Annotated in this window: 23 protein-coding genes; 9 read left to right on the top strand and 14 right to left on the bottom strand. The window is 71.8% G+C overall.

The window, feature by feature from the left end; all coding sequences use genetic code 11:
* Positions 1 to 11 precede the first annotated feature (11 nt).
* From BM204_RS09795 to BM204_RS09780, 4 genes are all read left to right on the top strand, one after another.
* Entirely contained in the window at positions 12 to 866 is an 855-nt protein-coding gene (locus tag BM204_RS09795; protein ID WP_091112583.1) for a prephenate dehydratase, read from the top strand.
* Entirely contained in the window at positions 863 to 1,699 is an 837-nt protein-coding gene (locus BM204_RS09790; RefSeq protein WP_091112581.1) for an ion transporter, read from the top strand. Before BM204_RS09795 ends, BM204_RS09790 begins: the two co-directional genes overlap by 4 nt.
* A 114-nt stretch (positions 1,700 to 1,813) precedes the next feature.
* A complete protein-coding gene (locus tag BM204_RS09785) occupies positions 1,814 to 2,407 on the top strand; it encodes a TMEM165/GDT1 family protein (protein WP_091112578.1) in 594 nt (197 codons plus the stop codon).
* A gap of 26 nt (positions 2,408 to 2,433) precedes the next feature.
* Positions 2,434 to 3,651 carry an arginine deiminase gene (locus BM204_RS09780; protein WP_091112576.1) on the top strand — a complete coding sequence of 406 codons (1,218 nt, stop codon included), beginning with the start codon at positions 2,434 to 2,436 and terminating at the stop codon, positions 3,649 to 3,651.
* 94 nt (positions 3,652 to 3,745) lie between these two features.
* Here BM204_RS09780 and BM204_RS09775 read toward each other — a convergent pair whose 3' ends face one another.
* Entirely contained in the window at positions 3,746 to 5,887 is a 2,142-nt protein-coding gene (locus BM204_RS09775) for a DEAD/DEAH box helicase (protein WP_091112574.1), read from the bottom strand.
* 410 nt (positions 5,888 to 6,297) lie between these two features.
* Between BM204_RS09775 and BM204_RS09770 the strand changes: the two genes are divergently transcribed.
* On the top strand, positions 6,298 to 6,663 hold the full coding sequence (locus BM204_RS09770; RefSeq protein ID WP_091112572.1) for a Crp/Fnr family transcriptional regulator: 366 nt from the start codon (positions 6,298 to 6,300) through the stop codon (positions 6,661 to 6,663).
* Positions 6,664 to 6,841: 178 nt separating this feature from the next.
* The gene (locus tag BM204_RS09765) at positions 6,842 to 7,789 is read left to right on the top strand and encodes an adenylate/guanylate cyclase domain-containing protein (protein ID WP_246166591.1); all 948 of its coding nucleotides are present in this window, start codon (positions 6,842 to 6,844) and stop codon (positions 7,787 to 7,789) included.
* Between the two features lie 123 nt (positions 7,790 to 7,912).
* Here the strand turns inward: BM204_RS09765 and BM204_RS09760 are convergent, their stop codons facing one another.
* The 4 genes from BM204_RS09760 to BM204_RS09745 form a co-directional block, all read right to left on the bottom strand.
* Positions 7,913 to 8,842: a DUF5926 family protein gene (locus BM204_RS09760; RefSeq protein ID WP_091112567.1), complete on the bottom strand. Its 930-nt coding sequence runs from the start codon at positions 8,840 to 8,842 to the stop codon at positions 7,913 to 7,915.
* An 81-nt stretch (positions 8,843 to 8,923) separates the two neighbouring features.
* Positions 8,924 to 9,718, bottom strand: coding sequence for a glycerophosphodiester phosphodiesterase (locus BM204_RS09755; RefSeq protein ID WP_091112564.1), 795 nt, complete (start codon positions 9,716 to 9,718; stop codon positions 8,924 to 8,926).
* 104 nt (positions 9,719 to 9,822) lie between these two features.
* Positions 9,823 to 11,043 (bottom strand): ATP-binding protein, encoded by a 1,221-nt coding sequence (locus tag BM204_RS09750; RefSeq protein WP_091112561.1) that lies wholly within the window; start codon positions 11,041 to 11,043, stop codon positions 9,823 to 9,825.
* A gap of 73 nt (positions 11,044 to 11,116) precedes the next feature.
* A complete protein-coding gene (locus tag BM204_RS09745; protein WP_174813030.1) occupies positions 11,117 to 11,398 on the bottom strand; it encodes a hypothetical protein in 282 nt (93 codons plus the stop codon).
* Between the two features lie 74 nt (positions 11,399 to 11,472).
* Here BM204_RS09745 and BM204_RS09740 point away from each other — a divergent pair, with 74 nt between their 5' ends.
* Together BM204_RS09740 and BM204_RS09735 are read left to right on the top strand one after the other, a co-directional pair.
* The gene (locus tag BM204_RS09740) at positions 11,473 to 12,339 is read left to right on the top strand and encodes an Fpg/Nei family DNA glycosylase (protein ID WP_091112559.1); all 867 of its coding nucleotides are present in this window, start codon (positions 11,473 to 11,475) and stop codon (positions 12,337 to 12,339) included.
* A gap of 11 nt (positions 12,340 to 12,350) precedes the next feature.
* A complete protein-coding gene (locus BM204_RS09735) occupies positions 12,351 to 12,686 on the top strand; it encodes a rhodanese-like domain-containing protein (RefSeq protein WP_091112557.1) in 336 nt (111 codons plus the stop codon).
* A 99-nt stretch (positions 12,687 to 12,785) separates the two neighbouring features.
* On the opposite strand, the gene BM204_RS09730 is transcribed toward BM204_RS09735, so the two are convergent.
* The 3 genes from BM204_RS09730 to aat form a co-directional block, all read right to left on the bottom strand.
* On the bottom strand, positions 12,786 to 13,277 hold the full coding sequence (locus tag BM204_RS09730) for a hypothetical protein (RefSeq protein ID WP_091112555.1): 492 nt from the start codon (positions 13,275 to 13,277) through the stop codon (positions 12,786 to 12,788).
* Positions 13,278 to 13,291: 14 nt separating this feature from the next.
* Positions 13,292 to 13,741 carry a hypothetical protein gene (locus tag BM204_RS09725; RefSeq protein ID WP_091112553.1) on the bottom strand — a complete coding sequence of 150 codons (450 nt, stop codon included), beginning with the start codon at positions 13,739 to 13,741 and terminating at the stop codon, positions 13,292 to 13,294.
* A 64-nt stretch (positions 13,742 to 13,805) separates the two neighbouring features.
* The gene (aat, locus tag BM204_RS09720) at positions 13,806 to 14,498 is read right to left on the bottom strand and encodes a leucyl/phenylalanyl-tRNA--protein transferase (RefSeq protein WP_091112551.1); all 693 of its coding nucleotides are present in this window, start codon (positions 14,496 to 14,498) and stop codon (positions 13,806 to 13,808) included.
* 56 nt (positions 14,499 to 14,554) lie between these two features.
* Between aat and BM204_RS09715 the strand changes: the two genes are divergently transcribed.
* Entirely contained in the window at positions 14,555 to 15,235 is a 681-nt protein-coding gene (locus BM204_RS09715; RefSeq protein WP_091112549.1) for an EcsC family protein, read from the top strand.
* Here BM204_RS09715 and BM204_RS09710 read toward each other — a convergent pair.
* From BM204_RS09710 to BM204_RS09685, 6 genes are read right to left on the bottom strand one after another with little or no spacing between them, the layout of a single operon-like run.
* A complete protein-coding gene (locus BM204_RS09710) occupies positions 15,196 to 16,410 on the bottom strand; it encodes a hypothetical protein (RefSeq protein ID WP_091112547.1) in 1,215 nt (404 codons plus the stop codon). The two genes, BM204_RS09715 and BM204_RS09710, sit on opposite strands and share 40 nt — an antisense overlap.
* Positions 16,407 to 17,564: a hypothetical protein gene (locus BM204_RS09705; RefSeq protein WP_091112545.1), complete on the bottom strand. Its 1,158-nt coding sequence runs from the start codon at positions 17,562 to 17,564 to the stop codon at positions 16,407 to 16,409. Before BM204_RS09705 ends, BM204_RS09710 begins: the two co-directional genes overlap by 4 nt.
* Before the next feature lie 10 nt (positions 17,565 to 17,574).
* Positions 17,575 to 18,678, bottom strand: a complete 1,104-nt coding sequence (locus tag BM204_RS09700) for a hypothetical protein (RefSeq protein ID WP_091112543.1) — start codon at positions 18,676 to 18,678, stop codon at positions 17,575 to 17,577.
* Positions 18,675 to 19,598, bottom strand: coding sequence for a hydroxymethylglutaryl-CoA lyase (locus BM204_RS09695; protein ID WP_091112541.1), 924 nt, complete (start codon positions 19,596 to 19,598; stop codon positions 18,675 to 18,677). Before BM204_RS09695 ends, BM204_RS09700 begins: the two co-directional genes overlap by 4 nt.
* Positions 19,595 to 21,496 (bottom strand): acetyl/propionyl/methylcrotonyl-CoA carboxylase subunit alpha, encoded by a 1,902-nt coding sequence (locus tag BM204_RS09690; RefSeq protein ID WP_246166410.1) that lies wholly within the window; start codon positions 21,494 to 21,496, stop codon positions 19,595 to 19,597. The genes BM204_RS09695 and BM204_RS09690 overlap by 4 nt, the downstream gene beginning before the upstream one ends.
* A gap of 4 nt (positions 21,497 to 21,500) precedes the next feature.
* The gene (locus tag BM204_RS09685; RefSeq protein WP_281290205.1) at positions 21,501 to 23,081 is read right to left on the bottom strand and encodes a carboxyl transferase domain-containing protein; all 1,581 of its coding nucleotides are present in this window, start codon (positions 23,079 to 23,081) and stop codon (positions 21,501 to 21,503) included.
* Between the last annotated feature and the right edge of the window lie 25 nt (positions 23,082 to 23,106).

The raw sequence follows: 23,106 nt of genomic DNA, 5'->3' as shown, positions 1-23,106 counted from the left end.
AACTCACTCGGGTGACTTCCCCTCGACGCATCGCCTACCAAGGTGAGCCCGGCGCCAACTCCCACCTGGTGTGCCGCCAGCACTACCCCGACTGGGAGGCGCTGGCCTGCGCGTCGTTCGAGGACGTCTTCGCCGCCGTCGAGGGCAGCCCCGGAGTGAGCCCCAGTGCGGACCTGGCGATGATCCCGATCGACAACTCGATCGCCGGCCGCGTCGCCGACATCCACCACTTCCTGCCCGACTCCGACCTGCACATCATCGCCGAGCACTTCCTGCGGATCCGCTTCCACCTGCTCGGGGTGCCCGGCGCGTCCCTCGAGCAGGTGACCACCGTGCACAGCCACGTCCACGCGCTCGGCCAGTGCCGCAAGATCATCCGCGAGCACGGCCTGGTGCCGATCATCTCCGGCGACACCGCGGGCGCCGCGCGCGAGGTCGCCGAGGCGGCCGACCCCACCCAGGCCGCGATCTCGCCACCGCTGGCTGCGGAGATCTACGGCCTCGACGTGCTCGCCGAGGACATCGAGGACGAGGACCACAACACCACCCGCTTCGTCGTGCTCTCGCGCGACTACGTCGAGGCTCCCCTCGACGACGGGCCGGTCGTCACGTCGTTCATCTTCAACGTGCGCAACCTCCCCGCCGCGCTCTACAAGGCGCTGGGCGGCTTCGCGACCAACGGGGTCAACATGACCAAGCTGGAGAGCTACATGGTCGGCGGCCACTTCTCCGCCACCCAGTTCCTCGCCGAGGTCGACGGCCACCCGGCCGAGATCGGGCTGGCGCACGCGCTCGAGGAGCTCACCTTCTTCACGACCGACGTCAAGATCCTCGGCGTTTATCCCGCGGACTCGTTCCGCGCATGACCGGCACGGGCACGACCGGCTCACGCGCCGTCGTACGACGCCTGGTCGAGACCGGCGCCTTCCAGTGGACGATCATCGCGGTCATCCTGGTCAACTCGGCCGTCATCGGGCTCGAGGTCTCGCCGCGCTGGATGGCGTCCTACGGCGACGCGACGACGACCGTCGGCTGGGCGACGGTGGGCATCTTCGTCGTCGAGATCTCGCTGCGGCTCTACGCCTACGGCCTCGGCTTCTTCCGGGGTCCGTGGAACGTCTTCGACTTCCTGGTCGTGCTGATCTCGCTGGTGCCCGGCGGCGGCTCCTACGCCGTCTTCCGGGTGCTGCGCGTGCTCCGGGTGCTGAGGCTGCTGTCGACCGTGCGCTCGATGCGGGTGGTCGTCGGAGCGCTGGTCAGCACCGTGCCCGGCATGGCGTCGATCGGCGCCCTGCTGGCGATGCTGCTCTACATCGGGGCGGTGATGGCGACGCAGCTCTTCGGCGACGTCGACCCCCAGCACTTCGGCTCGCTGGGAACCTCGTTGCTCTCCATGTTCCAGATCACCACCGGTGACGACTGGGCCAACGTCGTGCGCCCGGCGACCGACGTCTACCCCTGGGCCTGGGCGTTCTTCATCCTCTTCATCGTGATGGCGACCTACATCGTGCTCAACCTCTTCATCGCCGTCGCCGTCGAGGCGCTCGACCGGGAGACCGCGGAGTCGCGCGAGGAGCTGGCTGAGGAGATCGGTGAGGAGATCGACGAGTCGTCGGCCGCGATCCTCGCTGCGCTCGAGGAGCTCAAGGTGCAGGTCGCGTCGCTGGAGGCGCGGTTGCCTCCCCGCCCGATCAGCTGAGGGGCAGGGCCCTCAGCATCCGGCGTACGTCGGGCGAGAGGACCCACCACGGCGTGGGTGGTCCCGTCGTACCCCTGCGTCAGGGTGGTCGGGCGCACGTCCGAGAATGGGAGCATGGACCTCGCTGCCGTCGCGCTCACCTTCGGCGCGATCTTCCTCGTCGAGCTGCCGGACAAGACCTTCCTGGCGACGCTGGTGCTGGCGACGAAGTACCGCCCGATCCTGGTCTGGATCGGCGTCGGACTCGCGTTCACCGTGCAGACCGGCGTCGCCGTGGCACTGGGTCACGCCGCGTCGCTGCTCCCGCCAGACGTCGTGAAGATCGCGGCGATCGTGCTGTTCCTGGTCGGCGCGGTGATCCTCTTCCGTGAGGGTCGCAGCCACCAGGAAGCGGCCAGCGGCGACGAGTTCGCCGAGAAGGCCAAGCCCGTGACCGGGTGGCGGGCGGTGCTGGCGTCGTTCCTGGTGCTGTTCGCGGCCGAGTGGGGCGACCTGTCGCAGCTGGTGACGCTGTCGCTGGTCGCGAAGTACGAGGCACCGCTGAGCGTCTTCGTCGGCGCGCTGGCCGCGCTTCTCACCGTCAGCGCGCTCGCGGTGATCGTGGGGCGCAGCCTGCTCCGGTTCATCTCGATCCACGTGCTGCACTTCCTCGGCGCGGGCGTGTGCGTGCTGCTGGCGACGCTCACCGTCTATGAGCTGGTGTCCTGACGTCGGGTGCCCCTTAGGCTGAGCCCATGACTGCCATCCACGGCGCGGACAGCGAGGTCGGCCGACTGCGGACGGTGATGCTGCACCGCCCCGGCAACGAGCTGAAGCGACTGACCCCCCGCAACAACGACAAGCTGCTTTTCGACGGCATCCCGTGGGTGGCGCGGGCACAGGAGGAGCACGACGCGTTCGCCGAGGCGCTGCGCTCCCGTGACGTCGAGGTCCTCTACCTGACCGACCTGCTGACCGACACCTTCGAGACGGCCGAGGCCCGTGACAGCGCGATCGCGACCGCGCTGGCCGACCTCGACCTCGGCGACACGATGCGCCACTACCTGGGCGGCTTCCTGCACGACGCGTCGCCGTCGGAGCTGACGGGCTACCTGACGGCCGGCATCCGCAACGACGAGGTGCGCGGCGGCTTCGGCCTGGTCACCTCGCTGATGGCACGCGACGACTTCCTCATCGACCCGCTTCCCAACCTGCTCTTCACGCGCGACTCCTCGGTGTGGGTGCACGACCGGGTGGCGATCACGTCACTGGCCATGCCGGCGCGCAAGCGCGAGACCCAGCTGACCGAGATCATCTACAGCCTGCACCCGCGCTTCGCAGGCACCCCGCGCATCCATGGCCACCACTTCGAGCACGTCGAGGGCGGCGACGTCCTCCTGCTGGCCCCTCGAGTCATCGCCGTGGGCGTCGGGGAGCGCACGACGCCCGCGGGAGCGGAGCGCCTGGCCCGCCAGGTCTTCGAGGCCAAGCTGGCCGACACCGTGCTCGCCGTACCCATCGCGCAGGAGCGCGCCACCATGCACCTCGACACCGTGTGCACGATGGTCGACGTCGACAAGATCGTGATGTATCCCAACGTCGCCGACTCGTTGATGGCCTACGCCGTGACGGCCGACGGAGCCACCGACGACGGGACGCTGATCCTCGCGGTGACGCCGGCCGAGCCGTTCCTCGTGGCCGCCGCGAAGGCGATGGGCATCGACACGCTGCACCAGATCGACACCGGGCTCGACCCGGTCACCGCCGAGCGCGAGCAGTGGGACGACGGCAACAACACCCTGGCCCTGGCGCCACGGGTGGCGGTCGCCTACGAGCGCAACGACGAGACCAACGAGCGGCTCGAGGACGCCGGCATCGAGGTCGTGCGGATCGCCGGCTCCGAGCTCGGCTCCGGTCGCGGCGGCCCGCGCTGCATGAGCTGCCCGGTCGCCCGGGACCCGCTGGCCGTCTGAGGCGGCTGCCCGGGCCCGGAAAGTACGGGACGTTTTCGACCTCTGAAGCGTTTCAGAACGTAGAAAACGTCCCGTACTACCCCCGCCTAGGCGCCTACAACCCCAGCTTCTCCTCGAGCGCCTCGGTGAGCAGGGCGACGAGCGCCTCGAGCTGGATGTCGGCGGAGTCGGAGACCTCCTCGTCGGAGCCGTCGAGGGCGCGGGCAGCGAGGCCCGCCTTGGAGTCGATCAGCTCGGCGATCTTGGTGTCGATGGTCTGCGAGGCGATGATGCGCCACGCGGTGACCGGGTCCCCCTGACCGATGCGGTGCACGCGGTCGATGGCCTGAGTCTGCTCGGCGTCGGTCCAGGACAGCTCGGCGAGCACGACGTTGGACGCGACCTGCAGGTTGAGCCCCACACCGGCGGCCGAGAGCGAGCAGACGACGACCTGGACCTCGGGGTCGCTGACGAACGAGTCGATCGCCTTGGTGCGGGCCGCTGTCGACTGGTTGCCGCGGATCGAGGTGTAGCCGATCCCCCGACGCGCGAAGGTCGCCTCGGCGACGTCCATGACGTCGATGTGCTTGGCGAAGAACACGACCTTGCCGACGTTGCGCGCGAGCTGGGCGGCGTAGTCGGCCGCGAGACCGGCCTTGGCCTGCCCGATGCGGCGCATCATCGCGAAGACATTCTCCTCCGCCTTGGCGGTGGTCGTGTCGTCGCGCTCCCAGCCGGCGACGCGGCGTACGAGCTCGTGGTCGATGCCCTCGACGGTGACGCCCGAGGTTCGCGTCTCGAGCGCCCGCTCGTAGCGGTGGACCAGACGGCGGGCGAGCTCGCGCTCGGCGTCGCGGATCGAGCGGCCGGCGGCGTCGTCGAGCTCGACCGGCAGATCGGCGATGCGGCGCGCCGGGATGTCGGAGGCGACGTCGACCTTGCGGCGCCGCACGATGCCCATGTCGATCACGGCGGCACGGGCGGCAGGGTAGAAGCCCGGGTCGACCGGTGTCATGCCGGTCTCCTCGAGTCCCTCCATGAGCTCCGCCATCGGCTTCTTGTCGTCGATCCAGCCGAGGAACTGCCAGATCGCGCGGAAGTCCTCGATGTCGTTGATCAGCGGAGTGCCGGTCAGCGCCATCAGCAGCGGACGGGGCGTGCGGGCCCGGATGCGCTCGGAGAGCTGGAGCACGTGCTGGGAGCGCTGGGAGGACTTGTTCTTGATGAAGTGGGCCTCGTCGACGACCATGCCCTTGAACCCGAGGTTGCCCAGCCAGCCGACGTGGCGGTCGAGCACCTCGTAGTTGACGACCACGATGTCGGCGAAGCCGTCGATGGTCTCGCCATCACCGTGGATCACGGTCGCGGGACGGTGCGGGGTCCAGAGGTGGGCCTCGCGAGCCCAGTTGGTCTTGACGACGTTGGGCACGACGACCAGCAGCGGGTAGGCGTCGGCGGCCTGAGCCGCGAGCAGCGCCTGCGCGGTCTTGCCCAGCCCGGGCTCGTCGGCGAGCAGGAACGTGCGGTGACCGGCCTCGGCCGCGGCGACGACCTGCGCCTGGTGGTGCATCAGCTCGAGCTTGCCCGGCGCCTGGACCGCGCCCGCCTCGGGCAGCTCCATGCACGCCTTGGCGCCACCGGAGGCGCGCTCGAAGGAGGTCAGCAGCGGGTTGATCAGCTCCCAGCTGGCCAGGCGGCGGGGACCGGCCGGGCGCGGCGGGGCCGCGGAGAAGTCGGGCACGAGGAAGGGGTTGGCCAGCTGTCGGGCGACGACCGAGGCCGGGACGACCCGGCGCTCGGCGGCGGCGCTCGCGAGGACCGGCTCCGGATCGGGCTCGGGCTCCGGCTCCGGCTCCATGCCGGCCTTGGCGATCAGCTCGCGGCGCAGGTCACGCGCGGCGTCGGAGACCTCGGCGTCCTCGGCGAGCAGGACCAGCAGCGAGGTGTCGCGGGCGGTGGTCTTGGCCAGGATGGTGGCGATGCCGTCGAGCCGCTTGAGCTGCTCGGCCCGCTGGGCCTCGGTGACGGTCGTGTCGGCCTTGAGCCGGAACCGCTCCTCACGTACGAGGAGCGCGACGACCTGGAACTTGGTGCGTCCCTCGCGGGGCACGGGACCACGCTGTGCCCGGGTCTCGACCTCGCGCACGGCGCGGGCGAGGACGGGGATGACGCCCTCGTTGTCGAGATCACGGGCCCGGCGCTGGTTGCGCGGGTTCGTGCGGGTCGCGCCGGACTGGCGCTGGCCTCGTCGGGCCAAAGCTCCTCCTGATGAGCATCCACCGCGCGCGCCGCGGCGGAACCTGGGTGTCGTACGGCGTCCCGCTCCCGGGACCTCGGACGACGCCGGGTGCGTGGACGGGCCACTCCCGACGACTCGGCCCCACCGATACACGCGCTATCGATCGCGGTGGACCTCGATGGCCCGCCCCCGGTGTGGGACCTGCGCCCCCCTGCTGGGGAACGCATCATCGACCCCCGCCATCTGAGTCGTCGCTCGACGACTCCGCGCTGCGGTCGGTCGGTGCTGACAACCATGCTAGCGCCCCCCGGCGGGGTTCACCGGATCGGCACCTCGCCACCGGGACGCAGGTCACCTGCGCGTTTGCTGGACAGTGCCGGGTGGAGAAGGGAGGATCCGTGCGGGAGCACCACTTCGAAAGGCTCGGCATGGCTTCGTTCTTCGACTCGTTCACACCGCAGGAAGTCGCGCGCATCAGCGCCAAGGGGAGGCACGTCACGCTGCCCGAGGGCTGGTCGCCGATCTGGGAGCGCACCCCCGCCGACAAGGCCTACATCCTCATCGACGGCACCGTGTCGGTGCGCAAGGGCGGCGCGGAGATCGCCCAGCTCGGTCCGGGCGAGTTCATGGGCGAGCAGGCGATCCTCGGCCACTCGCTGCGCACCGCGTCCATCGTGGCGCTGACGCCGCTGGAGGTCATCCACTTCACCTCCGAGACGGTGCGCGAGCTCTGCGACCAGATGCCCAAGTTCAAGGCGGCGCTCGAGGCCGTCGCCGGGTCCCGCCTGGGATGAGCACCTGACACCGCCCGAGGACCCTGAGGACCGGGAGCCGCCGGACCCCGTCGTCCTGGCCGGCGCCCTCGAGGTCGTCGAGACCTATCTGCTGGGCGAGGCACCGAGCCTGACGCGGCTCCAGGTCGCCGAGCAGTCCGGCGTCGAGCCGGAGGTCGCCACGGAGCTGTGGCGACTCATGGGCTTCCCGACGCAGACCGACGATGCCATCGCGTTCACCCCGCTCGACGTCCAGGCCCTGCGCCACACCCGGGACCTCATCGACCTCGGCATCCTCGGTCCCGACCGGCAGGCGGCGCTGGTGCGCACCTGGGGTCGCAGCTATGCGCGGCTGGCCGAGTGGCAGGCCACGCTGCTCACCAGCCGGGCGCTGGAGAGCGACGCCGATCCCGCAGACACCCTGGCGCAGCTGACCCAGGAAGTGCTGCCACGCGTCGAGGCCCTCCAGTCCTACGTGTGGCGACGCCACCTCGTCAGCGCCGGCGCCCGGATGCTGGCCGTCGAAACGCCGGGCTCGCCCGTCGTACGCCAGGCGGTGGTGTTCGTCGACATCGTCGGCTACACCTCGCGCAGCAAGGCGCTGTCGGAGGCGGAGCTCGTCGACTGGCTAGAGCACTTCGAGAGCGAGACCCTCGGGCTGGTCGTCGACCGTGGCGGTCGGATCATCAAGAACATCGGCGACGAGGTGCTCGTGGTCGCCGACGACGTGACCGACGCGGCCGAGATCGCGCTGACCATGACCTCGCGCGGCAGCGACGAGGACGACCGCTTCCCCGAGGTGCGCGCCGGCATCGCCTTCGGGCCGGTCGTCACCCGCCTCGGCGACGTCTTCGGCCCGACCGTCAACATCGCCTCGCGGCTCACCGCCCTGGCCCGCCCGGGCACGGTCCTGATCGACCAGGGCGCCTACGAGCGGCTCTCGGGACGGGTCCACGCCGAGGACGCGGACGGGCAGGCGCCGCACGGTCAGGCGCCGGACGGGCAGGCCGAGGGTGAGGCCGGCGGGTCGCCGTACACGTTCCGGCGGATGCGCCGGGTCTCGGTCAAGGGCTACTCGCGGTTGGGCGCCTGGGCGCTGCGCCGGCCACGCCAGGGCCGAGGCCTCGAGCCGGGGGCCGGCAGATAGCAGGTCCGACCGCTGCAGACGGGGGATTCAGCAGCGGTCGGACCAATCGTTCACGCTACGTCGGGTGCGAGGGTGTCGCCGCATCGGGGCGGGTGTGATCCGGAACACCTCTGGCGGCATCGCTCAGCGGATGGTCACCTGACGGTTCGCGAGGCCCGAGCGAGCCGCCCGCTGCTCGGCGGTCAGGTCGGAGGTGTCGGCCAGCGCCTCGTCCAGCGCGGACTTGAACGTCGCGGCCGGCCCCTCGAGGGCGGCCGCGCCGGTGCCGACGGGCAGATCCCAGACCGGGGCCAGCAGGCCGTGCGCGCGAAACATGCCGACCAGGCGCGCCCCCTCGGCGATGACGTCGGCGCCGGAGACGTGGAGGCGCGCCAGGGCGTCGAGGAGCTGGTCCTCGGGCTCGGGCATCACCCAGCGCAGGTGCTCCTTGGCGCCGACGTTGGTCCAGTAGGCCGCCTCGACCGAGCTCAGGCGGGCGGTGGGGGTGGCGGCCTGGTTGGCCTGCTCGAGGGCGCCCTCCATGCCGCTGGTGTCCTCGACGTCACCGATCCAGTAGTCGAAGCCGTCGTGGACGGTGACCTCGAGCGTCGCGTCGCCGACCAGGTCCTGCAGGCGGGGGCCTTCGCCGGGCGCGGAGGTGAGGCCGACGATGCCGGGCTCGGCGTCGATGGCCTCCAACAGCACCGCCGCGAGATCGCGTGACGGGTCGCCGTAGTTGTGCTGGACCTGGAGGCCGAGCCAGACCTGGCCGCTCTCGCGCGACATGGCCGGCGCGGCCATCGGCAACAGCGTGCAGAGCTGGACCTGGCGGTGGCCGGCCTTCTCGACGGTCAGGGTCGCGGTGGCGGCGGGCACGAGCTCGCGCATCGCGACGATGTCGCACTCCGACGGCAGTCCCTCGAAGGGGCGGCCCACGAACACGTCGGCGGCGCCACCCTTGGCGCCGTGGCACGCCTTGTAGCGCTTGCCCGAGCCGCAGGGGCAGGGCTGACGGGGGGCGACCTCGCCGGCGGGGACGGAGTCGCGGGTCTTGGTGCGGGAGCTCTTGGCCATGGGCCAGAACCTACTGGGCCCGGCGAGCCCGGGCCGTTCCCGGCCCCCTCACTGGTCTTACCGCTGGTCCTCACGCTGGTCCTACCGCTGGTCCTGCCGCTGGTCGAGGAGCTCCAGCATGTAGGCCGGCCGGTCGCTGATGACGGCCTTGACGCCCAGCCGGATGCACAGGTCGAGGTCGGCCTCGGTGTTGACCGTCCACACGTGCACGTCGTGGCCGCTGCGCAGCACCCGCTGGGCGAAACGCGGGTGCTCACGCAGCAGCTCGATGCCCGGGCCGACCAACCAGTCCTTGCCGATGACGCGGCGCAGCATGGGCCACGTCGGCAGGTGCTCGACCAGCTGGACCAGCTGGACGTGGGGCGCGAGCCGCTCCACGCGCTGGAGCGCCGTGAACGAGAAGCTCATCACCCGCACCGGCGAGCCCGGCGTGTCCCAGCCGAAGTCGCGCAGCATCTCCACGAGCCGCTTCTCGACCAGCCCACCGTAGCGGGTCGGGTGCTTGGTCTCGATCGCCACCTCGACGCGACGGTCGTAGTCGGCGACGGTCTCGAGCAGCTTGCGCAGCGTGAGGACCCGGTCCAGCTCCTCGTCCCGTTCCGGCGCCTCGTCGTCCAGGTCGGTCCACGGGTTCTTCCAGGCGGCGAAGTCGAGCTCGGACAGCTCCGCGAGGTCGAGGGTGGAGACGACGCCGCGGCGGCTCGTCGTACGACGCAGGTCGCGGTCGTGCACGCAGACCAGGTGGCCGTCGGCGGTCAGCCGAACGTCGCACTCGAGGCCCTCGGCACCCGCGTCGAGCGCCGCGAGGTAGGCCCCGAGGGTGTGCTCGGCGTTCTCGTGGCTCGCGCCCCGGTGAGCGACGACCTGCGGCCTCATGGCGCCATTGTGTCGCGGATCGGGATCCGCCACGCCAGGACCCACCCGCCGAGTCGGCGCAATGTTGCACGGCCTGCAACATCGCGCCGACTCGGCGGGGTGGGTCAGGCGTTCTCGCGCAGGTAGCGACCGAAGTGGGGCACGGTGAAGGCGATCCGGCCACGCTCGCCGGAGTAGATGAGGCCCTTCTTGAGCAGCGAGTCGCGCGCGGGCGAGAGCGACTGCGGCTTCTTGCCGAGCTGCACCGCGACGTCGGAGGTGGCGACCGAGCCGACGACGTCGACACCCTCGCCCGCCGGGTCGGCCTCCGCGACGGCGACCGCCGCGTCGGCCATCGCGCGCAGGTAGTCGCGCTCCCCCGGCGTCGCCCGCTCGTAGCGGCTGCCGAAGAACCCCACCGCCAGCTCGCGCTCGGCCTCGGGTGCGGCGACCGCGACGTCCTCGGGGGTGATCGGCGAGCGGGGCGCGAGGTCCCAGACGGCCTTGCCGTAGGCCTGGATGAAGTAGGGGTAGCCGCCGGTCGCGGCGTACATCGCCGTCAGCGCGGCCTCCGCGAACGCTGCGTCCTCGTCGTCGGCGGGAGCCGTCAGGGCGCGGTCGGCCTCGGCGCGCGAGAGCCGGTCGATGCGCTGGTAGGAGAAGAGCCGCTCGGAGTAGGACTTGCTCGCCGACAGCACCGCCGGCAGGTGCGGCAGACCGGCCCCGACCACGATCACCGGCAGCCCCGACTGGCTGATCTCGTGGCAGGCCGCGCAGAGCGCGGAGACGTCATCGGGCCCGAGGTCCTGCATCTCGTCGATGAACACCGCGACGCCCTTGCCCACGTCGGCCGCGAGGCCGCCGACGTCGGTGAGCAGCTCGACGAGGTCGATCTCGATGTCGCCGGAGTCGGCGCGCCCGCGCGCAGCAGGTACGTCGATCCCGGGGCTCCACTGCTCGCGCAGCTTGGCGGTGGGCCCGGCCTCACGCTGGGCGAAGGCGCGCAGCACGCCGAGGACGTGGTCGGCCTGGTCCTGCTCGGGGTGGGCGAGCTCGCGGACCGCCTGGTGCAGCGCGCTGCTCAGCGGCCGGCGCAGCCGCTGGTCGGGCCGCGCCTCGAGCTTGCCGGTGCCCCAGCCCTTGCGGACCGCCTGCGAGCGCAGGGCGTTGAGCAGCACGGTCTTGCCCACCCCTCGCAGGCCGGTGAGCACCAAGGACCGCTCGGGACGCCCACGGGCGACCCGCTCCAGCACGACGTCGAAGGCCCCGACCTGCTCGTCGCGACCGGCGAGCTCGGGCGGGCGCTGGCCGGCGCCGGGCGCGTAGGGGTTGCGGATCGGGTCCATGTGAGGACGCTATCCGGCTCTCTAGCGCAATCCTTAGATTGCCCGATCGAGGGCTGCTCGGCGCGTCGCGGCCTCAGCTGACCCGGGGCCGAACGGCGGTGTCGTCGAGGGTGTCGTGCGGGTCGGGGCGGTAGATCGAGGCGAAGGACTTGTCGAGCCCCGCACGCAGCAGGTCGATCAGGTCGGGGACCTCGTCGACGGCGAGCCGGAAGGAGCCCGTGCAGAGGTTGTCGCGCCACAGCGAGAGCACCACGACCGCGGCCTCCTGGTGCCACGAGATGCGCAGGGCACGGTCCTGACCGCGGGCGTCGAGGTAGATCGACCCCGTCTCAGGCAGCGGGCGTGCGGCGGACATGCCCCATCATGCGCCGTGACGGCTCCTCGTGTCACCGGTTCGACACGAGCCGTTCTCGACCTAGAATCGCCGACGTGCCCGAGCTGCCCGAGGTGGAAGCCCTGACCCTGGACCTCCGGGGCCGGCTGGAGGGACGTGCGATCACCACGATCCACCTCGCCGCCTTCAGCGCCCTGAAGACCTACGACCCCCCGCTCTCCGCGCTCGACGGCACCCTCGTCGACGGCGTCACCCGGCACGGCAAGTTCCTCGACATCGAGGCCTCCGGGCTGCACCTCTGCCTGCACCTGGCCCGTGCCGGCTGGATCCGCTGGCGCGACGAGGTGCCCGCACTCCCGCCCAAGCCGAGCAACAAGTCCCCCATGGCCGCGCGCATCGTCCTCGACGACGGCACCGGCCTCGACGTCACCGAGGCGGGCACCAAGAAGTCATTGGCGATGTACGTCGTCCGCGACCCCGCCGACGTACCGGGCATCGCCCGCCTGGGCCCGGACCCGCTCGCCGACGAGTTCACCATCGAGGTGCTGCGCGGCATCCTCGAGGCCGAGGGACGCAAGCAGCTCAAGGGGGTCCTGCGCTACCAGAGCACGATCGCCGGCATCGGGAACGCCTACAGCGACGAGCTGCTCCACGCCGCGAGGATGTCGCCGTTCAAGCCCGCCAACAGCCTCGACGACGCCGAGGTGGAGACCCTCTACGCGGCGATCCGCGGGGTGCTCGGCGACGCCGTCGAGCGCTCGCGTGGCCTGGCGGCCAGCCAGCTCAAGGGGGAGAAGAAGTCCAACCTCGCCGTCCACGGCCGCACCGGCCAGGCCTGCGGTGTCTGCGGCGACGTCGTGCGTGAGGTCTCCTTCGCCGACTCCTCGTTGCAGTACTGCCCTACCTGCCAGACCGGCGGCAAGCCTCTCGCCGACCGGCGCATGAGCAAGCTCCTCAAGTGAAAGGTCATCCCATGACCGGCATCCCCACCGTCTCCATCGACGCCGTCCCCCACCCCCTGCCCGAGGGGCTGGCCGTGCTCGACGTGCGCGAGCCGGTCGAGTGGGAGCACGGCCACATCGAGGGTGCGGTGCACGTGCCCCTGGGCGAGCTCACCGAGCGCCTCTCCGACCTGCCGCCAGGGCAGACGCTGGTCGTGTGCAAGGTGGGTGGCCGATCGGGCCAGGCGGTCGGCTACCTCGCGCAGCAGGGCTACGACGTGGTCAACCTCGACGGCGGGATGCTCGACTGGGCCGCTGCCGGCCGGCCGATGGTCAGCGACAACGGCCAGGTCCCGCAGGTGGTGTGACGCGGGCCGACTTCTCGCACGGCAGCCGTGTGGTTCCGTGCAAATGGGACGGAACCGCCCCGCCGGACCCGGAGGTCCAGCGGGGCGGCTCGTGTCAGGTCACTCCGAGGGCAGGCTGGGGGACTCGAGCCCCTCGGGCAGACCACCGAAGTCGCAGTTGTCGGTGACGTAGGTCTGCAGGGCCGCGGCGGCCTTCTTGTCGTCCCCGGACAGCTTGTCCTCGAGCTCGGCCATGGCCTCCTCGTCCTGGAGGTCGTCGGCGTTGAGGTCCTGGATGCTCTGGATGGTGAGCTCGAAACCGTCGCGGGCCTCGTCGGACATCTCCTCGGGGGTGCCGAGGTCCGCCATCTCGTCGGCCCACGACTTGAGCGACTCGAGGATCGCCTCGGCCTGCTCCTGCTCGGAGGCCTCCGGGTCGATCTCCTCGAAGGCGCCGACGAAGCCGCTCGTGTACTTCTCGCAGAACTCGTCCTGCGAGGCGTCGGTGGGGGCGCCCGAGGCGCCACCGCCGCCGCAGCCTGCGAGGACCAGGGCGAGCGCAGCGGCCGCTCCCGCCGTCTTCATGGTCGTCGTGGTCTTGGTGCCCGTCATGATCCTCATCCTTGTCACTCGTCCTCTCCCGACGCGTCATCACACGTCTGGTCCACATAGTCGTCGAAGGCGTCTGCCTTCTCCTCGTCAGCCCCGCTGAAGTCCTCACCGGCCTGCTCGAGCTCGTCGAGCGTGACGTCGTCGGCCAGGTCGAGGACCTCGCTCGTGACGAGCACGAAGCCCTCCTCCGCGTCGTCGGACATGTCGTCGGGGGTGCCGACCTCGACCAGCTCGGTCACCGTCCCCTTGATCGCCTGCACGGCCTCCTCGGTGAGGTCGTCCGGCGCCACCTCGCCGTAGGCGGCCGCGACGTTGCCCAGGGCCGCGCAGAAGTCCGCGGTCAGGGCAGCGGTCACCGGCTCGTCGGCCGCGGACGTCGGGTCGTCGTCGCCACAAGCGACCAACGAGCCGGACAGCAGGGCGGCGAGGGCGGTGGAGGTCAGGACACGTGTCGTGAGGGTCATGCAGGCGAGCTCCTCGGGTCGGGGCGGCGGAGCGCAGTTCATGCCCCGTCGGCACGACATTCAGTCACAGTCGCCGCGTCGGAGTCGAGAGGTCCGGCGAAGCGGAGGTGAACAGTCGGGGCAGTCGCGCCAGGTAGTCGTCGCGCGCGATCTCCTTCACCCCCAGCGTCGCCAGGTGGGGCGTCACCCACTGGGTGTCGATCAACCGCTCCCCGGGTGGCGCCGCCGAGAGCAGGTCGACCAGCCCCACGAGGGCCACCTTGGAGGCATCACGAGCGCGGTGGAACATCGACTCCCCGGCGAAGAGCCCACCGATGGTCAGTCCGTACAGCCCGCCCTCCAGACGGCCGTCGCGCCACACCTCCACCGAGTGGGCCCAGCCCAGCTCGCCCAGCCGGAGGTACGCCGAGCGGATGTCGTCGTCGATCCAGCCCTGGGGCCGTCGGGGGTCACCGCAGGCGTCGATGACCTCCGGCAGCGCGGTGTCGACCCGGACCTCGAAGTCGCGGGCCGAGCGCCGCAGGGACCGCGAGACCTGCAGCTCGTCCAGCTCCAGCACCCCTCGTCGTACGGGACTGAACCAACACATCGGATCGCCCGGCTCCCCCACCGGCATGGGGAACAGCCCGCGGCGGTAGGCCGCCAGGAGGGTGCCCGGCTCGAGGTCGGCGCCGACGCCCACCAGGTCGTCGTCGGGGTCGAACCCGGCGGGATCACCGAAGACCCAACGGCTCGGGGTCGGCTCGGTCGGTGACACGAGACCGACCGTAGTGGGTGAGCCGGGGCTGGGATCGCCTCACTAGGATCGGGGGCATGGGAGTCACGAAGTCAGTCGGCAAGCAGCTGGCACCGAGGGTGGCCGGCCTCGCGCCGGGCCTCACGGCGTCCTTCGTCCGCGAGGCGCTGCACCGCGCCATCGTCGGGGTCGGCCCGCTGCCACCCGCGGCCAAGGCCGCCGACAAGCAGCTCGATGAGCAGAAGGGCGACGTCGACAAGGCGGTCAAGGAGGTCATCGAGAACCACGTCCGCTACGCGGGCGCCCAGGGCTTCATGACCAACATCGGCGGCCTCGTCACGGCCGCGGTGACGATCCCGGCCAACATCACCGGCCTCGCCCTGATCCAGTGCCGGATGATCGCCGGCATCGCCCACCTCCGCGGCTACGACCTCGACGACCCGCGCGTCCGCAACGCGATCCTCGTCGCGATGCTCGGCGAGGACGCGGTGACGTCGATGGTCAAGAAGAAGAAGATCCCCGCACCGCCGATGGCGCTGGCTACCGCGCCCGTGCACGACGCCAGCATCGACGTGGTCATCTCCACCGAGGTCGCCTCCGACCTGATCACCAAGGTCGCCGGCAAGCGACTCGCGATCACCATCGGCCGCCGCGTGCCCGTGGTGGGCGGGGTCGTCGGCATGGGCGCCGACGGCTACCTCACGTGGAAGATCGGCCGCTACGCCGACCGGGAGCTCCTGCCCCGCCCCACCCGGTAGGCCCTGAGCGCGACGCGGCCGAGGCGTGCGTCCTGCAGGCGACGAACGGCCTTCTCCCGGAGCCGATACGTCGGGCGCAGGTAGGACCGCTCCAGGTCGTGGTGGGCGGCGTCGAGGTCGCCGCGCAACCGGGCGGCCTCCTGCTGGAGACGGCCGTTCTCCAGCAGGAGCGCCTTGATGGCGTCGACCGCGGCACCCGCGACCTGCTTCTCCGAGGGCTGGTCGGGGTCGGCCCAGGCGGTCGGAGGCGGCCCGCCCTCGAGGTCGGCGAGGTCACCGACGACGTCGTAGCCGCGTTCGCGGATCTCGGCCACCCACGAGTCCTCGAGCTCGCGCACCCACGGATGCACCTCGGGCGGGAGCGCAAGGCGGGGGGAGCCGGTGCGCTGCGAGAGGGTCTGGTGGGCCAGCAGCTCGCGGACCAGTGGGCGGTAGTCGGCCGGCGGGAGCTGGCGGTTGGCGGCGGCGTTGATGCGGCGGATCAGCGCGGTCTCGGGCACGCCGAGCGAGGGGTTGACCCGCTCGGCCTCGAGGTCGAGGTCGAGGCCGCCGAGGCCGAACGCCTCGCTGAAGCGTTCCCACAGCACCTCGGGCGGACCGCCGGGCGGCGGCACCGTGACGAGGTGGACGTGCTCGGGCGGCAGGTCGTGGCCCCAGCGGTTGAGGATGTCGGGGATCTCCTGGACGCTCCAGAACCAGCTCGCGATGCGGCCCTCACGTGCCGGGTCCTGGACCTGGCGCAGGAAGCGGGCATAGCTGATCGAGCTGCGGTGCTTGACGTTCTCCTGCCACTCCGCGGGGACCTGGCGCACCAGGTCGCGCACGGAGAGCACCACGTGGACCTCGGTGCCGTCGTCGTGGCCGAGGTCGCGCAGCGCCCGGCCGACCTGGGAGCGGGAAGCGGCGGCGAAGATCTCGTGGCTGATGATCGAGGTGCCGTGGTGGTCGCGGACCTGCTCGGCCAGCCGGTCCCACGCGCCGATCGCCTCGGTCTCGAGCCCGCCCCACGGCAGTCGCATCAGGTCCAGCGCAGCCAGGAAGTGGGCGTCGAACCGGTCGGCGGGATAGCTGATGCCGGCCGCCGCCAGGGTGCGCCGGTTGCGGTGCAGGACGTCCTGGAGGTAGGACGTGCCGGTCTTGGGGGTGCCCACGTGCAGGAGGAGGCGGCGGGTCACGGGCTGCCTCCTTGCGTCTCGTCGAGCATCAGTCGGACGGCCAGGGCGAGCACCCCGGCGTCGGTGGGACCCGACGCGCCGGCCGGCGCGACCGCTTCGGGCCGCGGCACGAGCCGGTCGGGGTCGCCGTGGACAGCGTAGCCAGCGCGGAGCATCCGATCGCGCATCCGCACGGCTCGCTGCGTGGCCCACTCCGCGTGCTCGGCCGGCAGCAGCAACGGCGGTCCGGGCGCGTCGAGGAGCCGGGGGAGGAAGGTGTGGCGGAGCAGGTCGGCGCGCTGCGACGGCAGCACCAGCAGGCCCAGCACGGCTGCCACCTGGCGGGCGAGGTCGACCGCGTCGGCAGCGAGGGCGGGCGGCTGCGGCAGGGCTCGTCGCTGTGCCCGTCGTCGTCGCTGTGCCCGTCGTTGGCCGAGCAGTCGGGGCAGGGCGCCCGGGTCCAGGACCACGCGCACCCGGGCCGGACCGACGCGGCGGGCCCAGGTGGCCGCCGCCCGCTCGAGGTCGACGCGCGGAGGCACGCGGTGGCCGGCCGCGAAGGGGTCCAGCCACTCGCGCCACGGCACCGAGCCCTCGTCGAAGCAGCGCGACGTCCAGGCGTCGGCGACCATCGTGGCGACGTCGCGGCCCAGCACGACGACCACGGACCCGCGCCCGCCGGGGGGTCGTCCCCGGGCGACCAGGGCCTCGCGCACGGGGTCGGCCAGCCAGGGGTCGCCGACGAGGCGGTAGCGGGTGCGCCAGGGCCGGATCAGGGGCGACGCCTCGTGCGGACGACGCGCGCCCGCCGCGACCAGGTCCTCGGCGATCAGGCTGGTGGCGACGCGGGTCAGCTCGGCGTCGGGCAGGTCGACCGGGTCGACCGGCCTAGGCCCGAACGGCGAGGCGTCGGTCGCACCGACCAGCTCCAGGTCGGGCGTGCCCCGGCCCGGGGCACTCGCCTCGACGATCCGCTCGACCAGGCGTGGGGAGGGGCGGCCTCCGTCGCGGTGCGCGGCGAGGTGGAGGCGGCGGAGGAGCTCGAGCTGCTGGGCGCCGGGGAGGTAGACGCCCTCACGGGTGCCCTCCCCGCGCCAGTCGGCCCAGGGCGTCGTGCCGCCGTCGCGCAGGTGCGCGACCCAGCCCCAGGCGCGCCGCTCGCCGCTGACGGTCATCACGGGACCCTCACTGGCGCATCCTCTTGGCCTGCGTGCGGACCTTGCTGATCAGCTGCTGGTCCGGGTCGGGGCGCCGGGCGGCCTCGCGGGTCATCGCGGAGAGCGCGTCCATCGCGATGCGGAGCTGCTGCTTGGTGGAGACCTTGTCGGGGTTGACGAAAATGACGTCCTCGGCGAGCGGCAGCGGCCGCAGGTCCTCGACGTCGCCGACGACGTCGACCCCGCTGGCCCGGATCCACTCGACCCAGCGCTGGGCCTCCGCCTCGGCCCACGGCTGGAGCCGGGGCGGCATCCGCACGGGCTGGGAGACACGGCCGACCAGCTCGTTCTGGGCGAGCATCTCGCGGATCAGCCCGTCGTAGGAGGCTTCGCGTCGCGTCGCACGGTCCATGCGCCGGTTGAGCTTGCGGATCACCTGGGTCTCGGCGACCCCGAGCGACTGGTTGAGCCGGTCGCTGTCGCGCGGCGCCCAGGCCGGGTCGATGCCCAGGACCTCGCAGTAGCGCGCCCACAGCAGGTCCCGGGGTGCGCCCTTCGGTGGCACCGTGACGACGTGGACGTGGGCCGGGTCGATGCCGGCGCCCCAGGCCTCGAGGACGGTCGGCAGGTCGAGCGCGCGGTAGAACCACGGCTTGCCGTGCTCCACCCGGCCGAGGAAGCGCCGGTAGGTCCACTTGCGGCCCTGCTTGACGCTCTCCTGCCACGCCGCCGGCAGCTGGCGGGCGAGGTCGCGGGCGCTGTAGACGACATGGATCTCGCTGCCGGCCAGGTCGCGCTTGGCCTTGAGGATCGCGTCCCGGGTCGCCGGGGCGAGGATCTCGTGGCTGATGACGACGGTGCCGGATCGCCGCTTCACACGCCTCACGAGCGCGTCCCAGCTGCCCTCCGCGTGGCCCGCCGGACCGCCCCAGTCCTGGCCGAGCAGGTCGAGCGCGGCGCGGAAGTGGAAGAGCCCGGCGCTGAGCATCGGCGACCGGGTCGGGAAGTGGACGCCGTGGGCGGCCAGGCTCTTGGCGTTGAGGCTGAGCCGGTCCTGCACGTAGGTGGTGCCGGTCTTGGGAGCACCGATGTGCAGGTAGACCTTGCGCTTCGGACCCGCGGCGGCACTCACCCGGGAGATTGTGCCGGACCCGGCGTCCCGCCCACGGCCCGCACCACCGCGGAGGGGCTCGGCCGACCCAGTTGAGCCGCCATCCACACGCTCGTCGCGACCAGCTGCTCGAGGTCGACGCCGTGCTCGATGCCGAGCCCGGTGAGCAACCAGACCAGGTCCTCCGTGGCCAGGTTGCCGGTCGCGCTCTTCGCATAGGGACAGCCGCCGAGGCCGCCGGCGCTGGCGTCGTACGTCGTGATACCGGCCTGGAGACCGGCGTAGGCGTTGGCGAGGGCCTGGCCGTAGGTGTCGTGGAAGTGCAGCGCGAGCTGGTCGGTCGTCATGCCCGCGTCGGTGAACGCCGTGACGAGCGCCGTGACCTGGTTGGCCGTGCCGACGCCGATCGTGTCGCCCAGGCTGAGCTGGCTGGCGCCGAGGTCGAAGAGCCGCTTGCCGACGGACACGACCTGCTCGACCGGCACCGCGCCCTCCCACGGGTCGCCGAAGCACATCGAGACGTAGGCACGGACGTCGAGCCCGGCCTCGCGGGCCCGGCGCACGGTGGGCTCGAACATCGCGAACTGCTCGTCGAGGCCGCGGTTGAGGTTCTTCTGCGCGAAGGTCTCGGTCGCCGAGCCGAAGATCGCGACGTGGCGCAGGCCGAGCTCGAGCGCGCGGTCCAGGCCGCGCTCGTTGGGCACCAGGACCGGGTGGTCGCGACCGTCCTCGCCGAGGATCGTCATCAGCTCGGCGGCATCCGCGAGCTGGGGGACCCATCTGGGGTGGACGAAGCTGGTCGCCTCCACGACGGGCAGGCCGGCGGTGACCAGCCGTCGTACGAACTCGGCCTTGACGTCCGTGGGGACCAGGGTCTTCTCGTTCTGGAGGCCGTCGCGCGGGCCGACCTCGTAGATGGTGACCTTCTCGGGCAGCTTCACGAGTCCTCCTCCGCGTCGGGCGACACGATGAACAGCGTGGCCCCGAGCACGACCTGCTCGCCGACCCTCGCGCCGACCTCGGTGACGGTGCCGGCGAAGGGTGCCTTCATCGCCAGCTCCATCTTCATCGCCTCGAGCACCCCGAGCACGTCGCCCTCGCCGACCTGCTGGCCCTCGGTGACGCGGACATCCAGGACGGTGCCGGGCATCGGCGCGGTGAGCGCGCCATCGCCCACGTCGACGTGGTCGGCGAGCCGGTCGGGCGGGGTGAAGACGTGGCGTTGGCCCCGGTAGGAGACCTCAACGATGTCGGGCTGCACGTTGACGACCGCCCGCACCCGCCGGCCGTCGACGAACGCGTCGAGCACGTGGTCGGCGGCGTTGACCTGCCGGAAGGGCGTGCCGTCGACGGTGCCCGCGCTGCGGTCGACGCTCACGGCGCGGTCCAGCTCGACCACGGTGGGGGCCGGGGCGGAGCCGAGGCGGAAACCGTCGGCCTGGAAGGGGTGGCCACTGTCGGAGGCCGAGATCATCGCGGAGGTCCAGGCGGCGAGCGAGCGCGGCACGTCGCTGCTCGGCGCAGGGACCTCCGCGCTGTCGAGCCACGCGGTGTCGATCGTCGCGTCCCGGAAGTCGTCGCTCGCGACCAGCGCGCGCAGGAATCCGGTGTTGGTCGTGAGGCCGAGGACGGCGGTGTCGTCGAGCGCCTGCACCAGGGCACGGCGGGCGCTCTCGCGGTCGGGGCCGTGGGCGATCACCTTGCCGAGCATCGGGTCGTAGGAGGTGCTCACGACCTGGCCGGGCTCGAGGGCATGGTCGACCCGCACGCCCTGACCCTGCGGCCAGCGCACGATGCTCGCCGTGCCGGCCTGGGGCAGGAAGCCACGATGAGAGTCCTCGGCGTAGACCCGGGCCTCGATCGCGTGGCCCACCAGGCTCAGGTCGTCCTGGCCGAAGGACAACGGCTCGCCCGCGGCGACGCGCAGCTGGTGCTCGACCAGGTCGAGCGGCCGGCCGTCGAGCCGGCAGACGAGCTCGGTCACGGGGTGCTCGACCTGGAGGCGGGTGTTCATCTCCAGGAAGTAGACCTCGCCGGTGTCGCTGTCGAGGAGGAACTCGACGGTGCCGGCATTGACGTAGCCGACGTGAGCGGCCAGCGCGACGGACGCACTGGTCACCCGCTCGCGCTGCTCGGCGGTGAGGGTCGGCGCGGGCGCCTCCTCCAGCACCTTCTGGTGGCGGCGCTGGGTCGAGCAGTCGCGCTCGAAGAGGTGCAGCACGGTGCCGTGGGAGTCGGCGAGGACCTGCACCTCGATGTGGCGCCCGTGCTCGACGTACTTCTCGACGAGCATGGTGTCGTCGCCGAACGACGACAGTGCCTCGCGCCGGGCGGAGACGAACGCCTCGTCGTAGTCCTCCGCGGACCGGACGATGCGCATGCCCTTGCCACCGCCGCCGGCTGCGGCCTTCACGAGCACGGGGTAGGTCATCTCGTCGGCCGAGACCCCGGACGGCACGACCGGGACCCCGGCCGCGACCGCGATCTCGCGGGCAGCGTCCTTGCGGCCCATCTGCTCCATGACGGCTGAGCTCGGGCCGACGAGCGTGACGCCGGCGGCCTCGAGCGCCGCCGCGAACGCCGGGCGCTCGGAGAGGAATCCGTAGCCGGGGTGCACGGCCCAGCAGCCGTGGCGGCGGGCCTGGCCGACGACCTCCTCGATGTCGAGGTAGGAGGACACCCGGGCGGCCTCGTCGCACTCGCGCACGTGCGGCGCGTCGGCGTCGAGGTCGGTGTAGAGGGCGACGGTCGGAAGACCGAGGCGGCGACACGTCCGGGCGACCCGGATCGCGATCTCGCCACGGTTGGCGATCAGGACACGCATGGTGCTGTCGAGCACGTCATCACATCCGAAAAATGCCGTAGGAGGGCTGCGGGATCGGCGCGTGGGCGGCCGCGGCCAGCCCCATGCCGAGCACCCGGCGGGTGTCGAGGGGGTCGATGACACCGTCGTCCCACAGCCGTGCGGTCGAGTAGTAGGGGGAGCCCTGGGCGTCGTACTGGTCGCGAATGGGGGCCTTGAAGGCTTCCTCGTCCTCCACCGACCACTCCTCGCCCTTGCCCTCCATCCCGTCGCGGCGGACGGTGGCGAGGACGGAGGCGGCCTGCTCGCCACCCATGACCGAGATCCGAGCGTTGGGCCACATCCACAGGAAGCGCGGGTCGTAGGCGCGCCCGCACATGCCGTAGTTGCCGGCGCCGAAGGAGCCGCCGATGACGACGGTGAACTTCGGGACGACCGAGCAGGCGACGGCGGTGACGAGCTTGGCGCCGTCGCGGGCGATGCCGCGGTTCTCGTACTCCCGGCCGACCATGAAGCCGGTGATGTTCTGCAGGAAGACCAACGGGATGCCGCGCTGGTTGCACAGCTCGATGAAGTGCGCCCCCTTGAGGGCCGACTCGCTGAAGAGGATGCCGTTGTTGGCGATGATGCCGACCGGGTGGCCCCAGATCCGCGCGAAGCCGGTCACCAGCGTCTCGCCGTAGAGCCTCTTGAACTCGTGGAAGCGGCTGCCGTCGACCACGCGGCGGATGACCTCGCGCACGTCGTAGGGCGTGCGGGTGTCGGCCGGCACGACGTCGTAGAGCCCGAGCGGGTCCTCGGCAGGCTCCTCGACCGGGTGCACGTCGTAGGACGGAGCAGCGGGTCGCGCGAAGGTCTCGACGATGCTCCGCAAGATCGCCAGCGCGTGGCGGTCGTCGTCGGCGAGGTGGTCCACGACGCCGGATGTCCGGGCGTGGACGTCGCCCCCGCCGAGGTCCTCGGCCGTCACGATCTCGCCGGTCGCGGCCTTCACCAGCGGCGGGCCACCGAGGAAGATCGTGCCCTGCTCCTTGACGATCACGGTCTCGTCCGACATCGCCGGGACATAGGCGCCACCGGCCGTGCACGAGCCCATGACGCTCGCGACCTGCGGGATGCCACGCGCGGAGAGGTTGGCCTGGTTGAAGAAGATCCGGCCGAAGTGCTCACGGTCGGGGAAGACCTCGTCCTGCATCGGCAGGAACGCACCGCCGGAGTCGACGAGGTAGACGCACGGCAGGTGGTTGTCGGAGGCGACGGTCTGGGCGCGCAGGTGCTTCTTGACCGTGATCGGGTAGTAGGTGCCGCCCTTGACCGTCGCGTCGTTGGCGACCACGACGCACTCGCGCCCGCTGATCCGCCCGATGCCGGTCACCACGCCGGCGCTCGGCACGGTGTCTGCTGCATCGGGGCGCCCCGGGTCGCCGTACATCCCGGTCGCGGCGAGCGGGCTCAGCTCCAGGAACGGGCTGCCCGGGTCGAGCAGGGCGTCGACGCGGTCGCGCACCAGCAGCTTGCCGCGGTCGGTGTGCTTGGTGCGGGCGGCCTCGCTGCCGCCGAGGCGGGCCGTCGCCAACCGCTCGCGGAGCTCGGCCACGAGGTCTGTCATCTCTGGGGGCACTCCGTCAGGTTAGCGATCGTTAACC

The organism is Nocardioides psychrotolerans (assembly GCF_900113685.1).
Lineage (GTDB): Bacteria > Actinomycetota > Actinomycetes > Propionibacteriales > Nocardioidaceae > Nocardioides > Nocardioides psychrotolerans.
The sequence above is the reverse complement of the archived record's forward strand: the minus strand, read 5'-3'. Positions and strand labels throughout refer to the sequence as shown.